The organism is Schaedlerella arabinosiphila (assembly GCF_003885045.1).
In the GTDB taxonomy this organism is placed as follows: domain Bacteria; phylum Bacillota; class Clostridia; order Lachnospirales; family Lachnospiraceae; genus Schaedlerella; species Schaedlerella arabinosiphila.
Window position 1 is genome coordinate 5019794 of sequence record NZ_RHJS01000002.1, and the last position, 19390, is coordinate 5039183.

17 protein-coding genes and 1 pseudogene are annotated in these 19390 nt (G+C 44.1%); 6 read left to right on the forward strand and 12 right to left on the reverse strand.

Features of this window, described 5'->3' with window-relative positions; genetic code table 11:
• Positions 1–15: 15 nt before the first annotated feature.
• The 12 genes and pseudogenes from EBB54_RS23790 to rpmH form a co-directional block, all read right to left on the reverse strand.
• Entirely contained in the window at positions 16–543 is a 528-nt protein-coding gene (locus EBB54_RS23790) for a flavodoxin domain-containing protein (protein WP_125129260.1), read from the reverse strand.
• Between the two features lie 31 nt (positions 544–574).
• Positions 575–961, reverse strand: coding sequence for an FMN-binding protein (locus EBB54_RS23795; RefSeq protein ID WP_125129261.1), 387 nt, complete (start codon positions 959–961; stop codon positions 575–577).
• Positions 961–1527: a TetR/AcrR family transcriptional regulator gene (locus EBB54_RS23800; RefSeq protein WP_125129262.1), complete on the reverse strand. Its 567-nt coding sequence runs from the start codon at positions 1525–1527 to the stop codon at positions 961–963. The genes EBB54_RS23795 and EBB54_RS23800 overlap by 1 nt, the downstream gene beginning before the upstream one ends.
• 97 nt (positions 1528–1624) lie before the next feature.
• Positions 1625–1726 (reverse strand): annotated as a pseudogene (locus tag EBB54_RS32665) (TnpV protein); the annotation flags it as partial.
• A 430-nt stretch (positions 1727–2156) separates the two neighbouring features.
• Complete coding sequence (gene rsmG, locus EBB54_RS23805; protein ID WP_125129263.1) at positions 2157–2870, reverse strand: 16S rRNA (guanine(527)-N(7))-methyltransferase RsmG; 714 nt, start codon at positions 2868–2870, stop codon at positions 2157–2159.
• Positions 2871–2923: 53 nt separating this feature from the next.
• Positions 2924–4816, reverse strand: a complete 1893-nt coding sequence (gene mnmG / locus EBB54_RS23810) for a tRNA uridine-5-carboxymethylaminomethyl(34) synthesis enzyme MnmG (protein WP_125129264.1) — start codon at positions 4814–4816, stop codon at positions 2924–2926.
• Positions 4782–6218, reverse strand: a complete 1437-nt coding sequence (gene mnmE / locus EBB54_RS23815; RefSeq protein WP_193554385.1) for a tRNA uridine-5-carboxymethylaminomethyl(34) synthesis GTPase MnmE — start codon at positions 6216–6218, stop codon at positions 4782–4784. The genes mnmG and mnmE overlap by 35 nt, the downstream gene beginning before the upstream one ends.
• A gap of 159 nt (positions 6219–6377) precedes the next feature.
• Positions 6378–7385, reverse strand: coding sequence for an RNA-binding cell elongation regulator Jag/EloR (jag, locus tag EBB54_RS23820; RefSeq protein WP_125129265.1), 1008 nt, complete (start codon positions 7383–7385; stop codon positions 6378–6380).
• A gap of 47 nt (positions 7386–7432) precedes the next feature.
• Complete coding sequence (locus EBB54_RS23825) at positions 7433–8782, reverse strand: YidC/Oxa1 family membrane protein insertase (protein WP_125129266.1); 1350 nt, start codon at positions 8780–8782, stop codon at positions 7433–7435.
• Positions 8783–8794: 12 nt separating this feature from the next.
• Entirely contained in the window at positions 8795–9007 is a 213-nt protein-coding gene (gene yidD, locus EBB54_RS23830; protein ID WP_044990037.1) for a membrane protein insertion efficiency factor YidD, read from the reverse strand.
• A 17-nt stretch (positions 9008–9024) separates the two neighbouring features.
• Positions 9025–9378: a ribonuclease P protein component gene (gene rnpA, locus EBB54_RS23835; RefSeq protein ID WP_125129267.1), complete on the reverse strand. Its 354-nt coding sequence runs from the start codon at positions 9376–9378 to the stop codon at positions 9025–9027.
• A 63-nt stretch (positions 9379–9441) separates the two neighbouring features.
• Positions 9442–9576, reverse strand: a complete 135-nt coding sequence (gene rpmH, locus EBB54_RS23840) for a 50S ribosomal protein L34 (protein ID WP_044985266.1) — start codon at positions 9574–9576, stop codon at positions 9442–9444.
• A 468-nt stretch (positions 9577–10044) separates the two neighbouring features.
• On the opposite strand from rpmH, the gene dnaA reads away from it, so the two are divergent.
• The 6 genes from dnaA (at position 10045) to gyrA (ending at position 19090) form a co-directional block, all read left to right on the forward strand.
• Complete coding sequence (gene dnaA / locus EBB54_RS23845; protein WP_004071717.1) at positions 10045–11415, forward strand: chromosomal replication initiator protein DnaA; 1371 nt, start codon at positions 10045–10047, stop codon at positions 11413–11415.
• A gap of 351 nt (positions 11416–11766) precedes the next feature.
• Positions 11767–12876, forward strand: a complete 1110-nt coding sequence (gene dnaN / locus EBB54_RS23850) for a DNA polymerase III subunit beta (protein ID WP_004071718.1) — start codon at positions 11767–11769, stop codon at positions 12874–12876.
• 64 nt (positions 12877–12940) lie between these two features.
• Positions 12941–13162 carry an RNA-binding S4 domain-containing protein gene (locus EBB54_RS23855; RefSeq protein ID WP_125129268.1) on the forward strand — a complete coding sequence of 74 codons (222 nt, stop codon included), beginning with the start codon at positions 12941–12943 and terminating at the stop codon, positions 13160–13162.
• 243 nt (positions 13163–13405) lie between these two features.
• Positions 13406–14494, forward strand: a complete 1089-nt coding sequence (gene recF, locus EBB54_RS23860; protein WP_004071720.1) for a DNA replication/repair protein RecF — start codon at positions 13406–13408, stop codon at positions 14492–14494.
• Between the two features lie 45 nt (positions 14495–14539).
• Complete coding sequence (gyrB, locus tag EBB54_RS23865) at positions 14540–16477, forward strand: DNA topoisomerase (ATP-hydrolyzing) subunit B (RefSeq protein ID WP_125129269.1); 1938 nt, start codon at positions 14540–14542, stop codon at positions 16475–16477.
• 99 nt (positions 16478–16576) lie between these two features.
• The gene (gyrA, locus tag EBB54_RS23870; protein ID WP_125129270.1) at positions 16577–19090 is read left to right on the forward strand and encodes a DNA gyrase subunit A; all 2514 of its coding nucleotides are present in this window, start codon (positions 16577–16579) and stop codon (positions 19088–19090) included.
• Positions 19091–19390 lie beyond the last annotated feature (300 nt).

A 19390-nucleotide genomic window follows, 5' to 3' on the forward strand; every position in this document is an offset into this window, starting at 1 on the left:
CTGCATTTCTGATAACTATTTTTTCAAAAAATCCATTAATGGGATTAAATATTTTTTATCTGTCCAGTCACAATCTTGTCCTACCGCACACATAAGAGCTTTCATCCACGGTTCGTATGTATTTGGGTCTTTTTTTGCTACAGATTTTTGTAACATTTTGCATAAAGTTCTGTCCATAAATTTCATTTTACTTTCGTTCCATGCACCTCGCCCATAAAAAAGTGGAATATCTCTTAAATTACCCGTCAAATTATGCTCTTTAATTGCTGTAAATGCACCCTCGTCATAAGGAGACGCACCTACACATAATATAGCAATTTTTTTGTTTTTCAGCTTATCTATATTCTTTTTCAAAAATGATAATCCAGCTATTCCAGAAGCATATATGCCGCCGCACAATATGATTGTTTCATACTGTGCCACTTCATTTACCGCTGCTTTTGATGTTTCTACACAATGATAATCCGTCATTGCTTGAAGCCACTCGGCATATTTTTTTGTTGCCCCATATTTTGACTGATAAACAATAATTCCTTTTTCCATAATAATTTCCTTTCAGTGTAACACTTATATTTTATTTGCTCCCACTTTGCAATGCGTTCTCGATAGCTTTTATAATACATTTACTGCTCACGGTAGCCCCAGATACCGCATCGACTTCTAATGATTGCCTGCTGATTACATCATCAACAATTTTTTCGACTTTACCACCTAACCCGTTTTCATGTTCGATAATTTTTATATTGGTTATCTTATGCTCTGTTACCGTTACTTCTACTTCGACATAAACAGGCGTAATAGAATATTTTCCCACATATATTCCGTCTGTAATATTAGCCATATTGAGATTTGAAACCGTAATACTATTAACATCATTAACTAACCTCTTTAAATAAAGACTTGCACCTATCAAAACAAACAGTATGGTACATAATAGTATTATGAGTATTTTCTTCTTCATCACTCCTCATTTCTCAATGCCTGTTTTAAAAACGCCTCATAAGCAACTTCCTGTTGTGTATATATTTCGTCCGTTGAAATTCCCGGCGTCGTTACTGAGAAAATAGTACCAATACCAATCGTATAAATTAGCATATTTAAATGTAACTGTTTTGCTCGCTCTACACTAATGTTTAACTCCTTAGCAATGACCTCAGCAGTATGTGGATTAGCTTCTGATTGATATAAATCATTTAGTGAAGAAATTCCCACACGCTGATGTAAAATAAAAATCCTAAATAAATGAGGTTCCTCTTGCGCTAATCGAATATAGGATTTGCCCGTACTGTGAAACAAGTCATCCTTGTTTATATGACTCACTACATACTCTTGTATAAAGTGATTAACCTGCTCAATTACATCTTGTCGTAAGCCATTCATATTTTTGCAATAACTATAAATCGGCTGTACGGAACATCCTATTTTATCTGCAATATTTTTTACCATAACCTGCTCCATACCGCTGTTTCTTGCAATTTCAAAAGCGGCATCAACAACCATTTCTTTTGTAATTCTTTGTTTTGGCATTGTACTCCTCCTTATAATCAGGTTATATAAACAGTTTATATAACCTGATTATAAATTTCGCAATGGATTTTGTCAATCACCATAATACAAAATGCGGCAAAGATTTTTCTTTTTCGGCGGGTAATGTAAGGCGTGAGATTAAATAGTCGCCCTGTCTTTCATATCTACCGCCCATTTCCTCAAATAATAATTTTGCAATTCCTCCAAATAAGATTATTCACTCCACCTTATTATATCTGCTGTCTTAAACACAATTTTAAGTTTACTCCTTATCTGGGCTCATTCATCAATTATAAAAAAATAAAACGATGTTATTTCTTTACACTACATATCTCTCCTCACCTAACATAAATATAAGGAGTAGGTAAATCTGATACTGATATAAAGAAAATTTTCCACTACCAACTTTTCTACACACGAAAATATACAAAAAGCCCCATGTAAAAACACAGGGCAAAAACTCTCTCAAAAATCAATAAAATGATTTAATACCATGAACAATCTAACAAAACCTAAAAACTCCGACTCAATAAACCACAAAATATCTAACCATCGAAGCATTCAAATTCCACATAATCACAACACTATTCTTCTGCTTCAAAAATAAACAATTCCCCTTCATCCACCCACTACAAAATAGGATTCTTCCCAGGAACTCCCGCCTTACGCGGATATTTATTCTTTGTACTGCTCTCCTTACATATCTTCACAAAAGACCTTTCAATCTCACTCTGAGGCAAGCAAAACTTTTCAACCGCCTCCAGATTCCCACCCAACACACGAATCGACGTTCCGGCCTGTTTGATTTCCTCATCTATATTCCCGCTCTTATAAGATACAAAATAACCTCCGACACAAACATAAGGAATACAGTACTCACTCAAAACTGCAAGATTCGCAACTGCCCTTGACACACACAGATCAAACTTCTCACGATACTCCGGCATCCTGGCATAATCTTCCGCACGGCCATGCAAAGTAGAAATCTTCTGAAGTCCCAGCTTCTGTATCACCTCATCCAGGAAATGAACCCTTTTCCGAAGGGAATCCAACAGCACCACTTCCAAATGAGGAAATACAATCTTCAAAGGAATCCCCGGAAACCCGGCACCCGTTCCAATATCTATAATCCGATCCACCCGGCGCAGATCCATCACCTTTGCAAGAGCCAGACTATCTACAAAATGCTTTTCATTCACTTCCTCATAATCCGTAATACCGGTCAGATTCATTACCTTATTCCACTCAACCAGCAACTCATAAAAATGAAAAAACTGCTCCTGCTGTTCTTCCTCTAACTGTACTCCCAATAAATCCAACTGCTTTAAAAATCTATCAGACAAAACATCTCCCCCTTCTATCAACCATCAAAAAAACCTATTCACCACATCACCTATTATTTCCCCTGCAAATAAACCAGCAGCACAGAAACATCCGCCGGCGACACACCGGCAATCCTGGAAGCCTGCCCAATAGATGAGGGTTTCATCTCCTTCAGCTTCTGCTTCGCCTCAATCCGGAGACTATGCACTTCATCATAATCAATATCCTCCGGTATCCTCTTATCCTCAAGCTTTTTAAACTGCTCAACCTGCCGCTGCTGTCTTTTAATATATCCCTCATACTTAATATTGATATTAACCTGCTCTGCCACATCATAGGGCAAACTCTTCCGCTTCGGATCAATAGGCGCAAGGCACTGATAATTCAATTCCGGCCTGCGTATCAATTCAGAAAGCTTTATCCCTGAGACAAGCGGCGTGCTCTTATAAATATCCAGCAGCATCTGAACCTCTTCCGACGTTCCGATATTCGTATGCTCTACCCTCTCAATCTCCTCCTGAATCTGCTTCTCTTTTATAAGTAGCTTCTGATACCTTTCCTCATCAATCAGCCCAATCTCATACCCCAACTTTGTCAGGCGAAGATCTGCATTATCCTGACGAAGCAAAAGCCTGTATTCCGCACGGGAAGTCATCATCCTGTAAGGCTCATGATTCTCTTTTGTCACAAGATCATCAATCAATACGCCAATATATGCCTGGGAACGGTCAATCACAATCCCTTCCTTCCCCTGAAGCTTTCTTGCCGCATTGATTCCGGCGATCAAACCCTGCGCCGCCGCCTCTTCATACCCGGAACTACCATTAAACTGTCCGCCGCTGAATAATCCTTCCACATTTTTAAATTCCAACGTACTCTTCAACTGTCTTGCATCAATACAATCATACTCAATTGCATACGCATTTCTTACTATCCGCGCATTTTCCAGACCCGGCACGCTGCGGTACATGGCATACTGCACATCCTCCGGCAGAGAACTGGACATACCTCCCACATACATCTCATTCGTATCAAGCCCTTCCGGTTCAATAAAAACCTGATGCCTGTTTTTATCTGAAAATTTAACCACTTTATCTTCAATTGACGGACAATACCTCGGTCCTGTCCCCTCAATGGCACCGGAAAACAAAGGCGACCGATCCAGATTATTTCTGATAATCTCATGTGTTTTTTCGTTTGTATAAGTAAGCCAACAAGAAACCTGTTCAATCTGTACATCCTCGATCTTTGTTGTAAACGAAAATGGTACAACAAATTCATCCCCTTTTTGTTCCTCCATTTTCGAAAAATCAATCGAATTTTTATCTATCCTTGCCGGAGTTCCGGTTTTAAATCTGTACATTCTGATCCCCAGGCTCTTCAGGCTGTCCGTCAGATAATTTGCGGCCTGCAGCCCATTCGGACCTGTCTGCGTACTCACATCACCATAGATACATCGGGAACAGAGGTATGTACCAGTGCACAGCACTACCGCGCTGCAGTGATAAATTGCACCGGAATAAGTCTTTACACCTGTTACCTTCCCGTTTTCCGCCAAAATATCCGTCACTTCCATCTGCCGGATCTCCAGATTTTCCTGATTCTGAAGTACTCCCCGCATCTTCCTGCCGTAATCCGCCTTATCCGCCTGAGCGCGGAGAGAATGTACCGCAGGCCCTTTGGACTGATTCAGCATCTTCGACTGAATAAATGCCCGGTCAATGACCTTGCCCATCTCGCCGCCCAAAGCATCCACTTCCCTCACCAGATGCCCCTTGGAACTTCCGCCGATATTCGGATTGCAGGGCATCATAGCGATGCTTTCAATATTAATTGTAAACAACAGCGTACGAAATCCAAGCCTGGCCGACGCCAACGCCGCTTCACATCCGGCATGTCCGGCGCCGACCACAACGATATCATAGCGATCCTTATTTTCCCATACAGAACTTGCTGAATATTTCATTTACCAAATCTTCTCCAATCGTTTCACCTGTAATACTTCCCAAAGCCTCATACGCATCCATCAGATCAATCGAATAAAAATCCTCCGGCATCTGATCGCGGATACTCTGCCGCACCCTCTGCAATGCATCATATGCGGCGGCCAGCGCTTCCTTCTGTCTCAGATTCGTAATATGAATCTCCTCGTTCGAAGAAATATCCCCTTCCAGAAACATTTCCTGCAAAACCAAACCAAATTCCCTAATTCCCTGCTCCATCTTCACGGAAATGTCAATCAGCGGGATACGCTCAACCAACCCTTCCGCACTTTCTTCCTCCGGCAGCCTGCCGCCGACTTTTGAAAAAATCTCTTTCAGGCAGTTCTTCAGATCCGTTTTGCTGACCACAGTAATCAAATCCGATTTATTCAATAAAATGATGCACTTTTTTCCATAGATCAGTTCCCCGATCCGCATATCATTTTCATCCAATTCTCTCGAAGCATCCGCCACATAGATGATCAGATCCGCCTGGTCCGCATATTCCTTCGCTTTCTCCACGCCCATTTTTTCTATCATATCATGGGTGTCCCGGATGCCGGCAGTGTCGATCACATTCAGATTCAGCCCCTGAATCTGCACCTGCTCCTCCAGAATGTCCCGGGTCGTCCCCGCAATGTCCGTCACAATCGCCCTCTCCCTGCCGGAAAGAATATTCAGGAGCGAAGATTTTCCCACATTCGGCTTTCCCAGGATGACTGTCTGGATTCCCTCCTTTATGATCCGCCCGCTGTCATAGGAACGAATCAGCTTTTCCAGCTTTGCCGTCAGCTCATCCAAAACCTGCTCCAGCTCTTCTCCGTATCCGTCTATGCTGATATGCTCCGGATCGTCCAGCGCACTTTCAATAAATGCAGTATGATAGAGGATCTTTTCCCGAATCCCGCCGATCTTCCTTTTCACATTTCCCCGAAGCTGCCCCACAGAGCTCTTCAGAGCATAGGAATTTTGAGAATGGATCACATCCATCACAGCCTCTGCCTGCGAAAGATCCATCCGCCCGTTCAAAAAAGCCCTTTTAGTAAATTCTCCCGGCTCCGCAAGTCTCGCCCCGTTCTCCAAAACAATTTCCAATACTTTTTTTACAACAAACATACCGCCGTGGCAATTGATCTCCACCGTGTTCTCACCGGTAAACGTCCTGGGCGAACGCATCACGGATACGAGAACCTCATCCGCCGTATCCTCTCCATCCATTATAAACCCATAGTGGATCGTGTGGCTTTTCGCCCCCGACAGCTTTTCTTTCCCATGAAAAATGCGGTCGATCACCTCAAAAGCCTGCTCTCCGCTGATCCGCACGATCCCGATCCCGGAGGCCGACATTCCCGTGGAAATCGCGGCAATCGTATCTCTATTCAACATTGACCTCTCCTCACCTGGATCAACCAGATATAAAACAGGACTGCCGCATTAAGGATACACTCTTACTTAATACGGCAGCCCCTGCCTGCAGGATTCATTTAAAAATCACTTTCGCAGATCAACCCATACCGTCCGCTCAAGTCATTTCCATCCTGTCCCTTATCTTTTTAATGTTACAACAACCTTCCTGTAAGGATCTTCCCCCTCGCTGTGCGTAGTTACATAAGGGTCTGACTGCAGGGAATAATGGATGATTCTTCTCTCATAAGGATTCATCGGCTCCAACGCAATCGGCTTTCTGTTCCTCTTCACCTTATGCGCAATATTCTTTGCCAGATGTCTGAGAGTCTCCTCTCTCCTTACACGATAATTCTCCGTGTCAAGCTTCACCCTGACATAACCCGCCTGATGCTTATTCGCAACACGGTTTGCCAGATACTGAAGGGAATCCAGAGTCTGTCCGCGCTTACCGATGATAATTCCCATATTGTCGCCTGCCATATCCACACAAAGCACGCCGTCCTTATCGATATCCGACTTGATCTGAACCTCCATTCCCATCACCTTGAATACATCTGTGAGAAATGTTTCGACAGCCTGCTTTGTCTCCTCCGTAACCTCGACAGGTTCTGAAGACCTTCTGGATGAATTCCCCTCTTTTGAAGAAGTCTCCTTCGAAGCATGATCATTCAGAGCAGCTTCCTTTTCTGTGGAAATAGTTTCCGCTGCTTTTTCTTTCGGCGCTTTCTTTTCATTCACTGCTGTTTTCTCTTTCGCGGCAGCGTTTTCCGCTTCTTTTTCAATAAAGCTTTCTTCCTTTGCAGCAGTGTCTTTAGAATCTTTTACATTTCCGGTTTCTTTTGTGTGTTTCTTAGTATCCTTTTTTGTTTCTTTTTTAGCTTCTTTCTTAAACTCATTCTTAAAGGATTTCTTTTCTTCTAATTTGGCTTCTTTTTTGATCTCTTCTAATATATCATGCTCTTTTTCTACACCTTTTTTTCTTCTGGCTTCGATCACAGCCTGCTTCATACCGATTCCAAGAAAGCCCGGGCTTCCTTTTTCAATTACTTCATATTCCAGCCTGTCACTGGTTACTCCCAACTGAATCATTGCTTCTGTGATCGCGTCATCCACAGTTTTTGCTGACACTCTGATACTGCCATCCATTTCCGACCCCTGCCTTTCTTCCATAAACCAACATTAAAAAATAATTATTACTGCTTTTTCTCTTTGTTTTTTCTTTTGCCGGAACTCCGGTTCTCACTGCTGTCATTGCTGCTGTCAGACTCATTGGCCGCAGGCTCATCCACCTGCCCGGTATTGTAGCGGCTGACCATATTTGCCATATCCGCCAGGCTTCCCTTCTTCGCATTTCTATTCAGCTCGGAAGCTCGGTCCAAAAGCCTTTGTCTCTCTTCCTCGGAGATATTGGACTTTCTCTCCACACGTCTGGTACTTGTCGCTGCCATCTGATTGATCTCTTTAGCTGAAGTCCCCTTCTTCTCCCGCTTCTTGGCAGCCTTTTTCTGATTCTCCGCAATCAGCTCTTCCGTAGATTTCTTATTCAGATATCTGTTGATCGCAATCTGCTGTACAGATCTGACTGCCGCGCTTGCCGCCCAATAAAGGCCAAGTCCTGCCGGAAGTGAAAATCCGATAAATACAGAAAACAGCGGCATCGTATAAATCATGGTCTTCATGGAGTTTGCCATCGGATTATCCGTATCAGCCTGGGGCTGCTGGGGCATCAGTTTCGCGCTGATAAACTGGGTCAAACCTGCCATCACCGGAATGATCACCGCCAGGATGATCCCGCCGATGGTAAAGTTTCGAATAGATTCCATCAGCATTGTCATGGGAGTCTCACCGATATTGATTCCCAAAAAACTGTTCATATGTCCGATTGTCTCCGTGGTGGAATTAGCCATGCTTTCCAGAGAAGGCATCTTATCCACAAGCGCATTCCATGTAGAATCCGGAAACTTGTACAATACATTGACCAATGTATCTGCCTGTGAATAATCATAAGACTTCGGATTCATCAAAATCGGAGACTCGGAACCAAACCCCTCCATGATCTTCTGAAAACCGTCAATGGACATAATCTTTTCCACAACCGGCATGTAGACATCTTTTACTCTCTGTACGTGATTGGGAATAAACTGAATCACAGGATACAGTCCAAAGAGTATCGCAGTTGAGGCAAACATCGGAAGACATCCGCTCGACATGCTGGTACCGTATTTTTCATACACAGCATTGGTTTCCTCCTGCTGCTTCATCATAGATGCCTGATCTTTTTTCCCTGCGTACTTTTTCGCAATCTTCTGAATCTCCGGGCTCATTACAGACTGCAGCCTGGACCATTTCTGCTGCTTGATTGTTAGAGGAAACATCAGCGTATAAGTCACAATTGTAAAAATAATGATGCAGACACCGATATTCTGTATACCTAATCCCCCGTCCATCACATTATATATTACATTCATTACCTTGCCAAGCAGCCATGAAATCTGCTTGATGATAGGCCAATCATATATTCCTGCAGCTAAAATACCATACATTTCTCATCCTCCTTAAGGTACCGGATCAAATCCGCCTTTTGCAAATGGATTGCACCGAAGAATCCTCCAGACAGCCAGAATCCCGCCTTTTATCGCACCGTACTTCTCGATTGCCTCGATCCCATACTGTGAACAGGTCGGTATATATTTACAGCAGGAACCTGCCTTCATCCCGGACAAATACTTTTGATAGAATCGGATCAATCCGATAAGGAGCTTCTTCAAACGCACCACTTCCTTTTTCAGCAAGCTTCATCCTCGCTGATATATATTTTATGAAGTTTTCCCAGGTGGATCAACGCACTTTTTATGTCTGCAAATGTACTATTCTTCGCATTGACTCTGACCACGGCAATAATGTCATATCCACAGAGGAAATGTTCTTCTTGAAGTCGATAGCCTTCCCGGATCAGTCTTGTGAGGTGGTGCCTTACAACACTGTTCCCTACTTTTTTACTTACGGAAATCCCCAACCGGTTCCGGTTCATGCAGTTCTTCCTTATATACATGACCAGAAACCTGTTGGCATAGGATTTTCCCGTACGATACACAATTTGAAAATCTTTATTCTTCTTTAAAGATTCGGAATACAACATAGATTCTCTTCCTATTATATCTCTTCCTATTATAATAGAAGAAAAGGCCACAATAAATGCGGCCTAAGCTGATAATTGCTTTCTTCCTTTTGCTCTTCTGGCAGCCAATACTTTTCTTCCGCCTGCTGTTCTCATTCTTGCCCTGAATCCATGAACTCTGGCTCTGGATTTCTTTTTCGGCTGAAATGTCATCTTCATGATCTATACACCTCCCTTATAAATACTATCCTGCCCCGGACAAACCGGAAAAGATGCCTCAGATAGAAACTATTATCTTTCTTATAATATAAAATCAATCAAAAACACCCTAATAACTATATATATTACAAAAAGATTCTCATAAATTATATGCAAAAAACCCCTTTAAGTCAAGCTTATCCAGCCATTTTATCACATTTTTTTCGATTTTTATTCTTTTCACAGAGTTATCCCCAAAATGTGAATAACTTGGTGAATATTTGTGGATAACTGCAAAATATCGTGTGGATAAAAACTTTTTTATTCAAAAAAGCATTCTCTACTCTTCTAAAAATCAATATGAATAATCTTTCCTTCAGTTATGCACATCTTTTATGATTGCGTACAATTCCTTTTTGATGTAGAATAGATAAGGAAGAGACTTTCTTTTCACGCTCTTTAAATTCAATTGATCAGGAGTTATTATTGATGAACATTGTAGAAGAAAACTGGCCCCAGATCCTGAAAAAGATGAAAACGGAATACTGCTCATCTAACATTGCTTACACAACATGGATCGAACCGCTTACCGTATACGAGCTTTCTGAAGATACCGTATACATACTTGTAAAACTGAAGGCAAGCCTGGAGCATATCGAAGAAAAATATATGCTTCCTTTTAAGGTCTGCATTGCGGAGGTGACAGGATATGAGTACGAGGTATCCTTTGTCACAGAGGACAATGCGGTGATCCACAGAAAAAAAGCAATAGCAGCCAAAAAGCAGAAAAGCAGCGCTGTTTTGGAATCGGCCAATCTGAATCCAAAATACACCTTCGACACCTTTGTGGTCGGAAGCAATAATAACTTTGCACATGCTGCATCCCTTGCAGTTGCGGAATCTCCCGGAGATATCTACAACCCGCTTTTTATATACGGAGGCGTAGGACTTGGAAAGACGCATCTGATGCATTCCATTGCCCATCACATCCTTGAGAAGGACTCCTCCAAAAAAGTTCTCTATGTAACCAGCGAGACGTTTACCAACGAACTGATCGACGCTCTGAAGATCGGTAAGAATGGAAATGAGCTTGCTATGACGACCTTCCGTGAGAAGTACCGCAACAATGACGTACTCCTCATCGACGATATTCAGTTTATTATAGGAAAAGAAAGTACCCAGGAAGAATTTTTCCATACCTTCAACCACCTTCACGTGTCCGGCCGGCAGATCATCATATCCAGTGATAAACCGCCCAAGGACATCGAGACGTTGGAGGCCCGCCTTCGGACAAGGTTTGAGTGGGGGCTGATCGCTGACATCTCCTCCCCGGACTATGAGACCAGAATGGCTATCCTCCGTAAAAAGGAAGAGCTGGACGGCCTGGAGCGCTACCACATTCCGGACGATGTTATGCAGTACATTGCCAACAACATCAAGTCCAACATCCGTGAGCTGGAAGGCTCCCTCAACAAATTGATCGCGCTTTCCAACCTGGAAAAGAAGCCTATTGATATCGCCCTTGCAGCAGAGGCTCTGAAGGATATGATCTCACCGGACAATATCCGTGAGATTACGCCGGAACTGATCATGGACATCGTTTCCGAGCATTTCAACGTATCCATCGCGGATCTGAAGGGCAGAAAGAGAAACGCGGAGATCGTACTTCCCCGTCAGATCATTATGTACCTCTGCAGGGAGATGACTGATACCCCCTTAAAGGCAGTCGGCGCCCTCCTTGGAGGGAAGGACCACGCGTCCATCAGCCACGGTGTAAAGAAGATCGCCGCGGATCTTGAGACAGACGAAGCGCTCAGCAACACAGTGAGCATCATCAGAAAGAAGCTGAACCCATTATAATGCTGTCTGAAGATAAGGGATCACTGTCTCTGTAAACTTTGTGAATAACCTTGTGAAAACAATGTAAACAGCATGTGGATATTGAGAAATACTACAGTTGACAGGAACAGGCGGATTGATTGGAAAGGAAATTTTTTCCCCACCACCCCCCTTCGCCTCCCTCCTGTTTCAACAGACTTATTCATACGGACAACCCGTGATGACGTCTGGGACGGACGCACTTTTAAACATATCTACAGCCCCTACTAAGACGAAGTCGGAAGTGAATTTATATATAGATACATAAAACGCGCATGGGGAAATCCTTTTCAACCATCCGATTCTCCATGACAGACGAAAGGAGTTTTCAACATGAAGATCATCTGCAGCAGAAACAATCTGGTAAAAGGAGTAAGTATCGTATCAAAAGCAGTTCCCTCCAAAACCACAATGCCGATCCTGGAATGTATCCTGATCGATGCATCCTTAGATACGATCAAGCTGACAGCAAATGACATGGAACTTGGCATAGAGACAACCATTGAAGGTGAGGTCGTTGAACATGGTATCCTTGCCCTCAATGCAAAGATATTTTCAGAGATCGTCAGAAAGCTGCCGGACAGCGATGTAGTCATCGACGCAGAATCAGACAATCAGGCTCTTATTACCTGTGAAAAAGCGAAGTTCAATATTGCGGCCCAGTCAGGAGAGGATTTTTCCTACCTTCCTGCCATCGAAAAAGAAAACTTTTTTACGATTTCCGAGTTTACGCTCAAAGAAGCGATCCGTCAGACCATCTTTTCCATTGCGGACAATGATTCCAACAAGATGATGACGGGAGAATTATTTGAGATCACGGATGATAAGCTCCGTGTTGTATCCCTGGACGGACACAGAATTTCAATCCGCAAGATTGAATTAAAGGATTCCTATGAACCGAGAAAAGTGATCGTTCCCGGAAAGACCCTGCAGGAGATCAGCAAGATCATAGGCGGGGAGGCTGAAGAAAATGTGGATATCTCGTTTACAAAGAATCACATTGTGTTCGAATTTGATAAAACCGTCGTTGTATCCCGCCTGATTGAGGGAGATTATTTTAAGATTGACCAGATGCTTTCCAGTGATTACGACACAAAAATCACTGTGAATAAGCGGGAACTGCTGGATTGTATTGACCGTGCCACGCTTCTGATCAAGGAAGGGGATAAAAAGCCGATCATCATTGATATCGGGGATGAATCCATGCAGCTCAAGATCAAATCACAGATCGGGTCCATGGATGAGGATATTTTTATTTCCAAAGAGGGAAAAGACCTTCTCATCGGCTTTAACCCGAAGTTTTTGATTGATGCTTTGCGGGTCATTGACGATGAAGAGGTGGAGCTGTACTTCATGAACGCAAAAGCTCCCTGCTTTATCAAAGACAAACAGCAGAGCTATATCTATCTGATTCTGCCTGTCAACTTCAATGCGGTGGTATAGTATTTCGGGAGCAAAGGCGGCGTATTGGCGCGGAAGCGCTAAATTTCGATAGGAGAAAGGACAGATGGAGACTTTTTATTTGAAAGATTCTGAAGATCATATCAAGCTTGGGCAGGCTCTGAAGGCAGCCGGCCTTGTGGAGTCCGGGGCTGACGCAAAACAGGCGGTGCAGGACGGAAGCGTGAAAGTCAATGGAGAGATTGACACCAGAAGGGGCAGGAAGCTCCGTGACGGAGATCTTGTGGAATACGGCGGTGAGACTGTCAGGATTGCTGTGGGAAAATAATCAAAAGACAGCAAAAAGCCCGCCGTTTGAAGCTTTTTTGTTTACGATAGGTAAGGGCCGCAGGTTATCCTGCGGCTTGTATGACATTTTTGATACAGTTTACGGACAAAAAGCATGAGAATTTTATGATTGTTTTTTCACACGTGTGATGGGAATCATAAAAAATAAATTGAAATATTGGACAAAACAGTGTAAAATATATACATTGGATATATTTTGGATGATGTTGATTTTGGAGAAGATATGATAATCAAGTCTTTGAAACTAAAGAATTACAGGAATTATGATCTGCTTGATCTGCATCTTGACGCGAATACCAATATCCTGTATGGGGATAACGCACAGGGAAAGACCAATGTTCTGGAGGCTTTATATCTGTCAGGAACTACAAAGTCACACAGGGGAACGAAGGACAGAGATTTGATTCGGCTTGGATATGACGAGTCCCACATAGAGACGGTCATCGAGAAGCAGGGCATGGAGTATCAGATTGATCTGCATCTGAAGAAGAACAGCCCGAAGGGGATTGCGGTAAATAAGATTCCCATACGGAAGGCAGTTGAGCTGTTCGGCATCGTCCATTTTGTATTTTTTTCTCCGGAAGACTTGAATATCATTAAAGAAGGGCCTGCTGGCAGAAGGAGATTCATTGACCTTGAGCTCTCGCAGCTTGATAAGGTATATCTGAGTGATCTTTCTAACTATAATCGTATTATTAATCAAAGAAATTCCTTGCTAAAAGAAATTGTATATCAAGAAAGCCTGATAGAGACATTGGATATCTGGGATATGCAATTAATTGAGTATGGAACAAAGATCATTGACCGGAGAAAAAAATTTGTTGACCAGGTCAATCAAATCATTTCAGGGATACATTTCCGGCTGACCGGAGGAAAGGAACATATATCCTTATCCTATGAGTCCTCTACCGGTGATCTGTCCCTGGAACAGGCGGTAAAGAGGTATCGGCAGAGGGATCTGAAGTTTAAGAGTACGTCCGTCGGTCCCCACAGAGATGATATGGGATTCCAGGAAGGAAGCCTGGATATCCGGAGATTCGGTTCCCAGGGACAGCAGAGGACAGCGGCATTATCCCTGAAAATGTCGGAGATCGAGCTGGTTCGATCAGTGACAGGGGATACCCCCGTGCTTTTGCTGGATGATGTTTTGTCTGAACTGGACAAAAACAGGCAAAACTATCTATTGGATAATATCCACGATATACAGACAATCGTGACCTGTACAGGGCTGGAAGAGCTGATCAGCCACAGGTTTGCTGTCAATAAAGTTTTTTATGTAAAAGATGGAAGCATTTCAGAAAAAAGAGCATGAATCCGGAAGGTTTTGTGTTGTTTTACAGTTTGAGGAGGTTATTGAATGAGTATGACTGGTACGGAATTTGATGCGGAATATGGAGCTGACCAGATACAGATCCTGGAAGGGCTGGAAGCGGTCCGAAAACGTCCGGGCATGTATATAGGCAGTACCTCTTTGAGAGGACTTCATCATCTTGTATATGAGATTGTGGATAATTCGGTAGATGAGGCATTGGCAGGGCATTGCGACACGATTGATGTGACGATCAACAAGGATAATTCGGTCACTGTGTCGGATAACGGAAGAGGAATCCCCGTAGGGATTAATCACAAATCAGGACTTCCGGCGGTAGAGGTTGTCTTTACCGTGCTCCATGCAGGCGGAAAGTTCGGCGGAGGAGGATACAAGGTATCCGGCGGACTTCACGGCGTGGGGGCTTCAGTCGTCAATGCGCTTTCCGAATGGCTGGAGGTGGAGATCTGCCACGAAGGCAAGATTTACAAACAGCGCTATGAGCGCGGCCAGGTGATCTACAAGCTGAAGGTGGTCGGAGATTGTGATCCGGAAAAAACAGGGACGAAAGTCATTTTTCTTCCCGATAAGAGTATATTTGAAGAGACAATATTTGACTACAGCATTTTAAAACAAAGATTCCGCGAGATGGCATTTCTCACAAAGGGGCTGAAGATCATCCTGAGAGACGTGCGGGAGGAGGAGGTCAAAGAGCAGACCTTCCACTACGAAGGCGGAATCAAGGAATTTGTCACATACCTGAATAAAAGCAAGACCCCCCTGTATGACCAGATCATATACTGCGAGGGGGAAAAGGACAATGTCTACGTGGAAGTGGCGATGCAGCATAACGATTCCTACAGTGACAACACTTATGGATTTGTGAATAACATCACCACGCCGGAGGGAGGAACCCACATCGTAGGATTCCGCAATTCCCTGACCAAGACATTTAATGATTATGCGAGAAAAAATAAACTGCTGAAGGACAACGAGCCGAACCTGTCCGGCGAGGATATCCGGGAGGGGCTGACCGCCATCATCAGCGTGAAGATCGAAGATCCCCAGTTTGAGGGCCAGACCAAGCAGAAGCTGGGCAACAGCGAAGCAAGGGGCGCTGTGGACAATATCGTCAGCAGCCAGTTGGAAGTCTTTCTGGAGCAGAACCCCAATGTGGCCAAGCTCACTGTGGAAAAATCCGTTATGGCACAGCGTGCCAGAGAGGCGGCCAGGAAGGCAAGGGATCTGACCAGAAGAAAGTCCGCGCTGGAGGGGCTTTCCCTTCCGGGAAAATTGGCGGACTGCTCCGACAAGGACCCGGTGAACTGTGAGATCTATATCGTAGAGGGAGATTCCGCCGGCGGATCTGCCAAGACGGCCAGGGACCGCGCGACCCAGGCGATTCTTCCCCTGCGCGGAAAGATTTTGAATGTGGAAAAGGCGCGGTTGGACAAGATCTATGCAAATGCGGAGATCAAGGCCATGATTACGGCGTTTGGTACCGGAATCCATGAGGATTTTGATATCAGCAAGCTGCGTTATCATAAGATCATCATTATGACGGATGCCGACGTGGACGGGGCGCATATCAGTACGCTGCTCCTGACATTTTTATACAGGTTCATGCCCGAGCTGATCAAGCAGGGATATGTATATCTGGCCCAGCCGCCGCTGTACAAGCTGGAAAAAAATAAAAAGATCTGGTATGCGTACAGTGACGAGGAATTGAACGATATTCTGACGGAGGTTGGAAGGGATACGAATAATAAGATCCAGCGTTATAAAGGTCTGGGCGAGATGGATGCGGACCAATTGTGGGATACGACCATGGATCCTGAGCACCGGATATTGTTAAAGGTTACCATGGATGAGGAGACATCCTCCGAGCTGGATCTGACATTTACCACTCTGATGGGAGACAAGGTAGAACCAAGGCGGGAGTTTATAGAAGCAAACGCGAGGTTTGTGAGAAATCTTGATATATAGCACTTTAGCAGCAAGAGGTAAAATAGAATTTAAAATTGTCTGCCGCAGACGATATATTTAAACTGGTTTACCCGTAACAAAAATGAAAAAGGAGACAGTATGGAAGATAATATTTTTGATAAAGTCCATGAAGTTGATCTGAAGAAGACCATGGAAAATTCTTACATCGACTATGCCATGAGCGTTATTGCCGCCCGTGCGCTGCCGGATGTAAGAGACGGCCTGAAACCAGTTCAGCGCAGAATTTTATATTCCATGATCGAACTGAACAACGGTCCGGACAAGCCGCATCGTAAATGTGCGCGTATTGTCGGTGATACGATGGGAAAATATCATCCCCACGGTGACAGTTCAATCTATGGCGCTCTGGTTAACCTTGCCCAGGAATGGTCTACCAGATATCCGCTGGTAGACGGCCATGGAAACTTCGGTTCTGTGGACGGCGACGGCGCGGCAGCCATGCGTTATACGGAAGCCCGCCTGAGCAAGATTTCCATGGAAATGACGGCGGATATCGGCAAAGACACGGTAGACTTTTCACCGAACTTTGACGAGACAGAAAAAGAACCGGATGTGCTTCCGGCTAGATTTCCGAATCTTCTGGTCAACGGAACAAACGGAATTGCCGTTGGGATGGCTACCAATATTCCTCCCCACAATCTGAAGGAGGTAATCGCCGCGGTCGTAAAGATCATAGACGATCAGATCGACGATAACGGCGAGACATCCTTAGAGGATGTCATGGAGATCATCAAAGGACCCGACTTTCCTACGGGCGCGGAGATTCTCGGCACAAGGGGCATCGAAGAATCCTACCGTACCGGCCGCGGAAAGATCCGGGTACGCGCGGTTTCCAATATCGAGCCCATGCAGAACGGAAAGAACAGGATCGTTGTGACAGAGCTGCCTTTCATGGTAAATAAAGCAAGGCTCATTGAAAAAATCGCGGATCTTGTAAAGGATAAAAGAATCGACGGGATCACAGAACTCAGCGACCAGTCCAGCAGGGAGGGGATGCGCATCTGCATCGAACTCCGGCGGGATGTGAACCCGAATATTATCTTAAACCAGCTCTATAAGCATACGCAGCTCCAGGATACATTTGGAGTGATTATGCTTGCACTGGTCAATAATGAACCGAAGGTCATGAACCTGCTGGATATGCTGAAGCATTATCTGAAGCACCAGGAGGAGGTCGTTACCAGACGGACAAAGTATGAGCTCAACAAAGCAGAGGAACGCGCCCATATCTTGCAGGGATTGCTGATCGCTCTGGATCACATTGACGAGGTCATTCAGATCATCCGCGGTTCCAAGACCGTCCAGATCGCAAAGGAAGAGCTGATAAAACGCTTTGAACTCTCAGAGGTACAGGCACAGGCAATCGTAGACATGCGTCTGCGCGCTCTGACAGGTCTGGAACGGGAGAAGCTGGAAGCAGAATACGCGGAGCTGATGAAAAGAATCGGCGAATTGAAGGCAATCCTTGCCGACCGGAAGCTTCTTCTGGGAGTGATTAAAAAAGAAATCCTGATCATTTCCGAAAAATATGGGGATGAGAGAAGGACAAGCATCGGATACGATGAATTTGATATTTCCATGGAAGATATGATTCCAAAGGAAGATGTAGTGGTCACCATGACAAAGCTTGGCTATATCAAGCGTATGACCATTGACAACTTCAAGAATCAGAACCGGGGCGGAAAAGGGATCAAGGGAATGCAGAAGCTGGATGACGACTTTATCCAGGAGATGTTCATCACCTTTACCCATAATTATATCATGTTCTTTACAAACAAAGGACGTGTATATCGGATGAAGGCCTACGAGATTCCAGAGGCCGGAAGAACCTCCAGGGGGACGGCCATCATCAACCTGCTTCAGTTGATGCCCGATGAAAAGATCACGGCCATGATCCCGATTAAGGTCTATGACGATAACCAGTATCTGTTCATGGCAACAGAGAACGGCCTTGTGAAAAAGACCCCTTTGTATGAGTACAACAACGTCCGCAAAAAAGGTCTGGCTGCAATCACGCTGCGCGAGGACGACAATCTGATCGAGGTCAAGATCACCGACAACGAGAAGGAGATCCTCCTTGTTACAAAATACGGCCAGTGTATCCGCTTTGATGAAAAGGATGTCCGCTCAACCGGAAGAACTTCTATGGGAGTCCGGGGAATCAACCTGTCCGACGGCGACGTTGTGATCGGTATGCAGGTTCACACCCAGGGCGACTGTCTGCTCATCGTATCGGAAAATGGAATCGGAAAACGCACCATCATGGGCGATTTCACCATACAGAACCGGGGCGGAAAAGGCGTAAAATGCTATAAGATCACAGAAAAGACCGGCGATGTAATCGGAATGAAGGCAGTCAATGAAGACGACGAGATCATGATGATCAACAGCGAAGGCATCATAATCAGAATGTCCTGCGCCGATATCTCCAAGCTCGGCAGGATCACTTCGGGCGTGAAGCTGATCAATCTGAAAGAGGATGAAAAGGTGGTAAGCCTTGCAAAGGTCAGGAAGGCATCCGCGGAGATTGATGGGGAAGAGATTGAGATTGAAGAGGATGAAGAAGAAGTAAGTGGTGAGATAGAGGAATAGTAATATCAAAATATAAGACCGATAATCTGTAAGAACAAACTTAGATTATCGGTCTGTTTCCTTCAGAATATCAGTTTGATTTTTTATTATGAAAAACTTCTGATTTATGTAATTGTGAATATTTCAGATAAGTGGTATAATATCTATGCAAAAAAAGCCTAAAAGTACAAGAACGAAGGAATTTGACTTTTTAGATAATAAAATATACAAAGACAGTATCTAGTGATAAAGTAAAGAGAATAGTTGCTTTAGAATCTTTCAGTGTTTTTTGTTTTCTAAAAAAGATTATTGTGACATAAT

Coding starts and splice junctions, on each gene's coding strand:
- dnaN (WP_004071718.1), top strand. CDS start 11,767: ATGAAGATCATCTGCAGCAGAAACAATCTGGTAAAAGGAGTAAGTATC.
- rnpA (WP_125129267.1), bottom strand. CDS start 9,378: ATGTTGTATTCCGAATCTTTAAAGAAGAATAAAGATTTTCAAATTGTG.
- gyrA (WP_125129270.1), top strand. CDS start 16,577: ATGGAAGATAATATTTTTGATAAAGTCCATGAAGTTGATCTGAAGAAG.
- EBB54_RS23855 (WP_125129268.1), top strand. CDS start 12,941: ATGGAGACTTTTTATTTGAAAGATTCTGAAGATCATATCAAGCTTGGG.
- gyrB (WP_125129269.1), top strand. CDS start 14,540: ATGAGTATGACTGGTACGGAATTTGATGCGGAATATGGAGCTGACCAG.
- EBB54_RS23800 (WP_125129262.1), bottom strand. CDS start 1,527: ATGCCAAAACAAAGAATTACAAAAGAAATGGTTGTTGATGCCGCTTTT.
- mnmG (WP_125129264.1), bottom strand. CDS start 4,816: ATGAAATATTCAGCAAGTTCTGTATGGGAAAATAAGGATCGCTATGAT.
- rpmH (WP_044985266.1), bottom strand. CDS start 9,576: ATGAAGATGACATTTCAGCCGAAAAAGAAATCCAGAGCCAGAGTTCAT.
- EBB54_RS23825 (WP_125129266.1), bottom strand. CDS start 8,782: ATGTATGGTATTTTAGCTGCAGGAATATATGATTGGCCTATCATCAAG.
- dnaA (WP_004071717.1), top strand. CDS start 10,045: ATGAACATTGTAGAAGAAAACTGGCCCCAGATCCTGAAAAAGATGAAA.
- EBB54_RS23790 (WP_125129260.1), bottom strand. CDS start 543: ATGGAAAAAGGAATTATTGTTTATCAGTCAAAATATGGGGCAACAAAA.
- EBB54_RS23795 (WP_125129261.1), bottom strand. CDS start 961: ATGAAGAAGAAAATACTCATAATACTATTATGTACCATACTGTTTGTT.
- mnmE (WP_193554385.1), bottom strand. CDS start 6,218: ATGTTGAATAGAGATACGATTGCCGCGATTTCCACGGGAATGTCGGCC.
- jag (WP_125129265.1), bottom strand. CDS start 7,385: ATGGATGGCAGTATCAGAGTGTCAGCAAAAACTGTGGATGACGCGATC.
- recF (WP_004071720.1), top strand. CDS start 13,406: ATGATAATCAAGTCTTTGAAACTAAAGAATTACAGGAATTATGATCTG.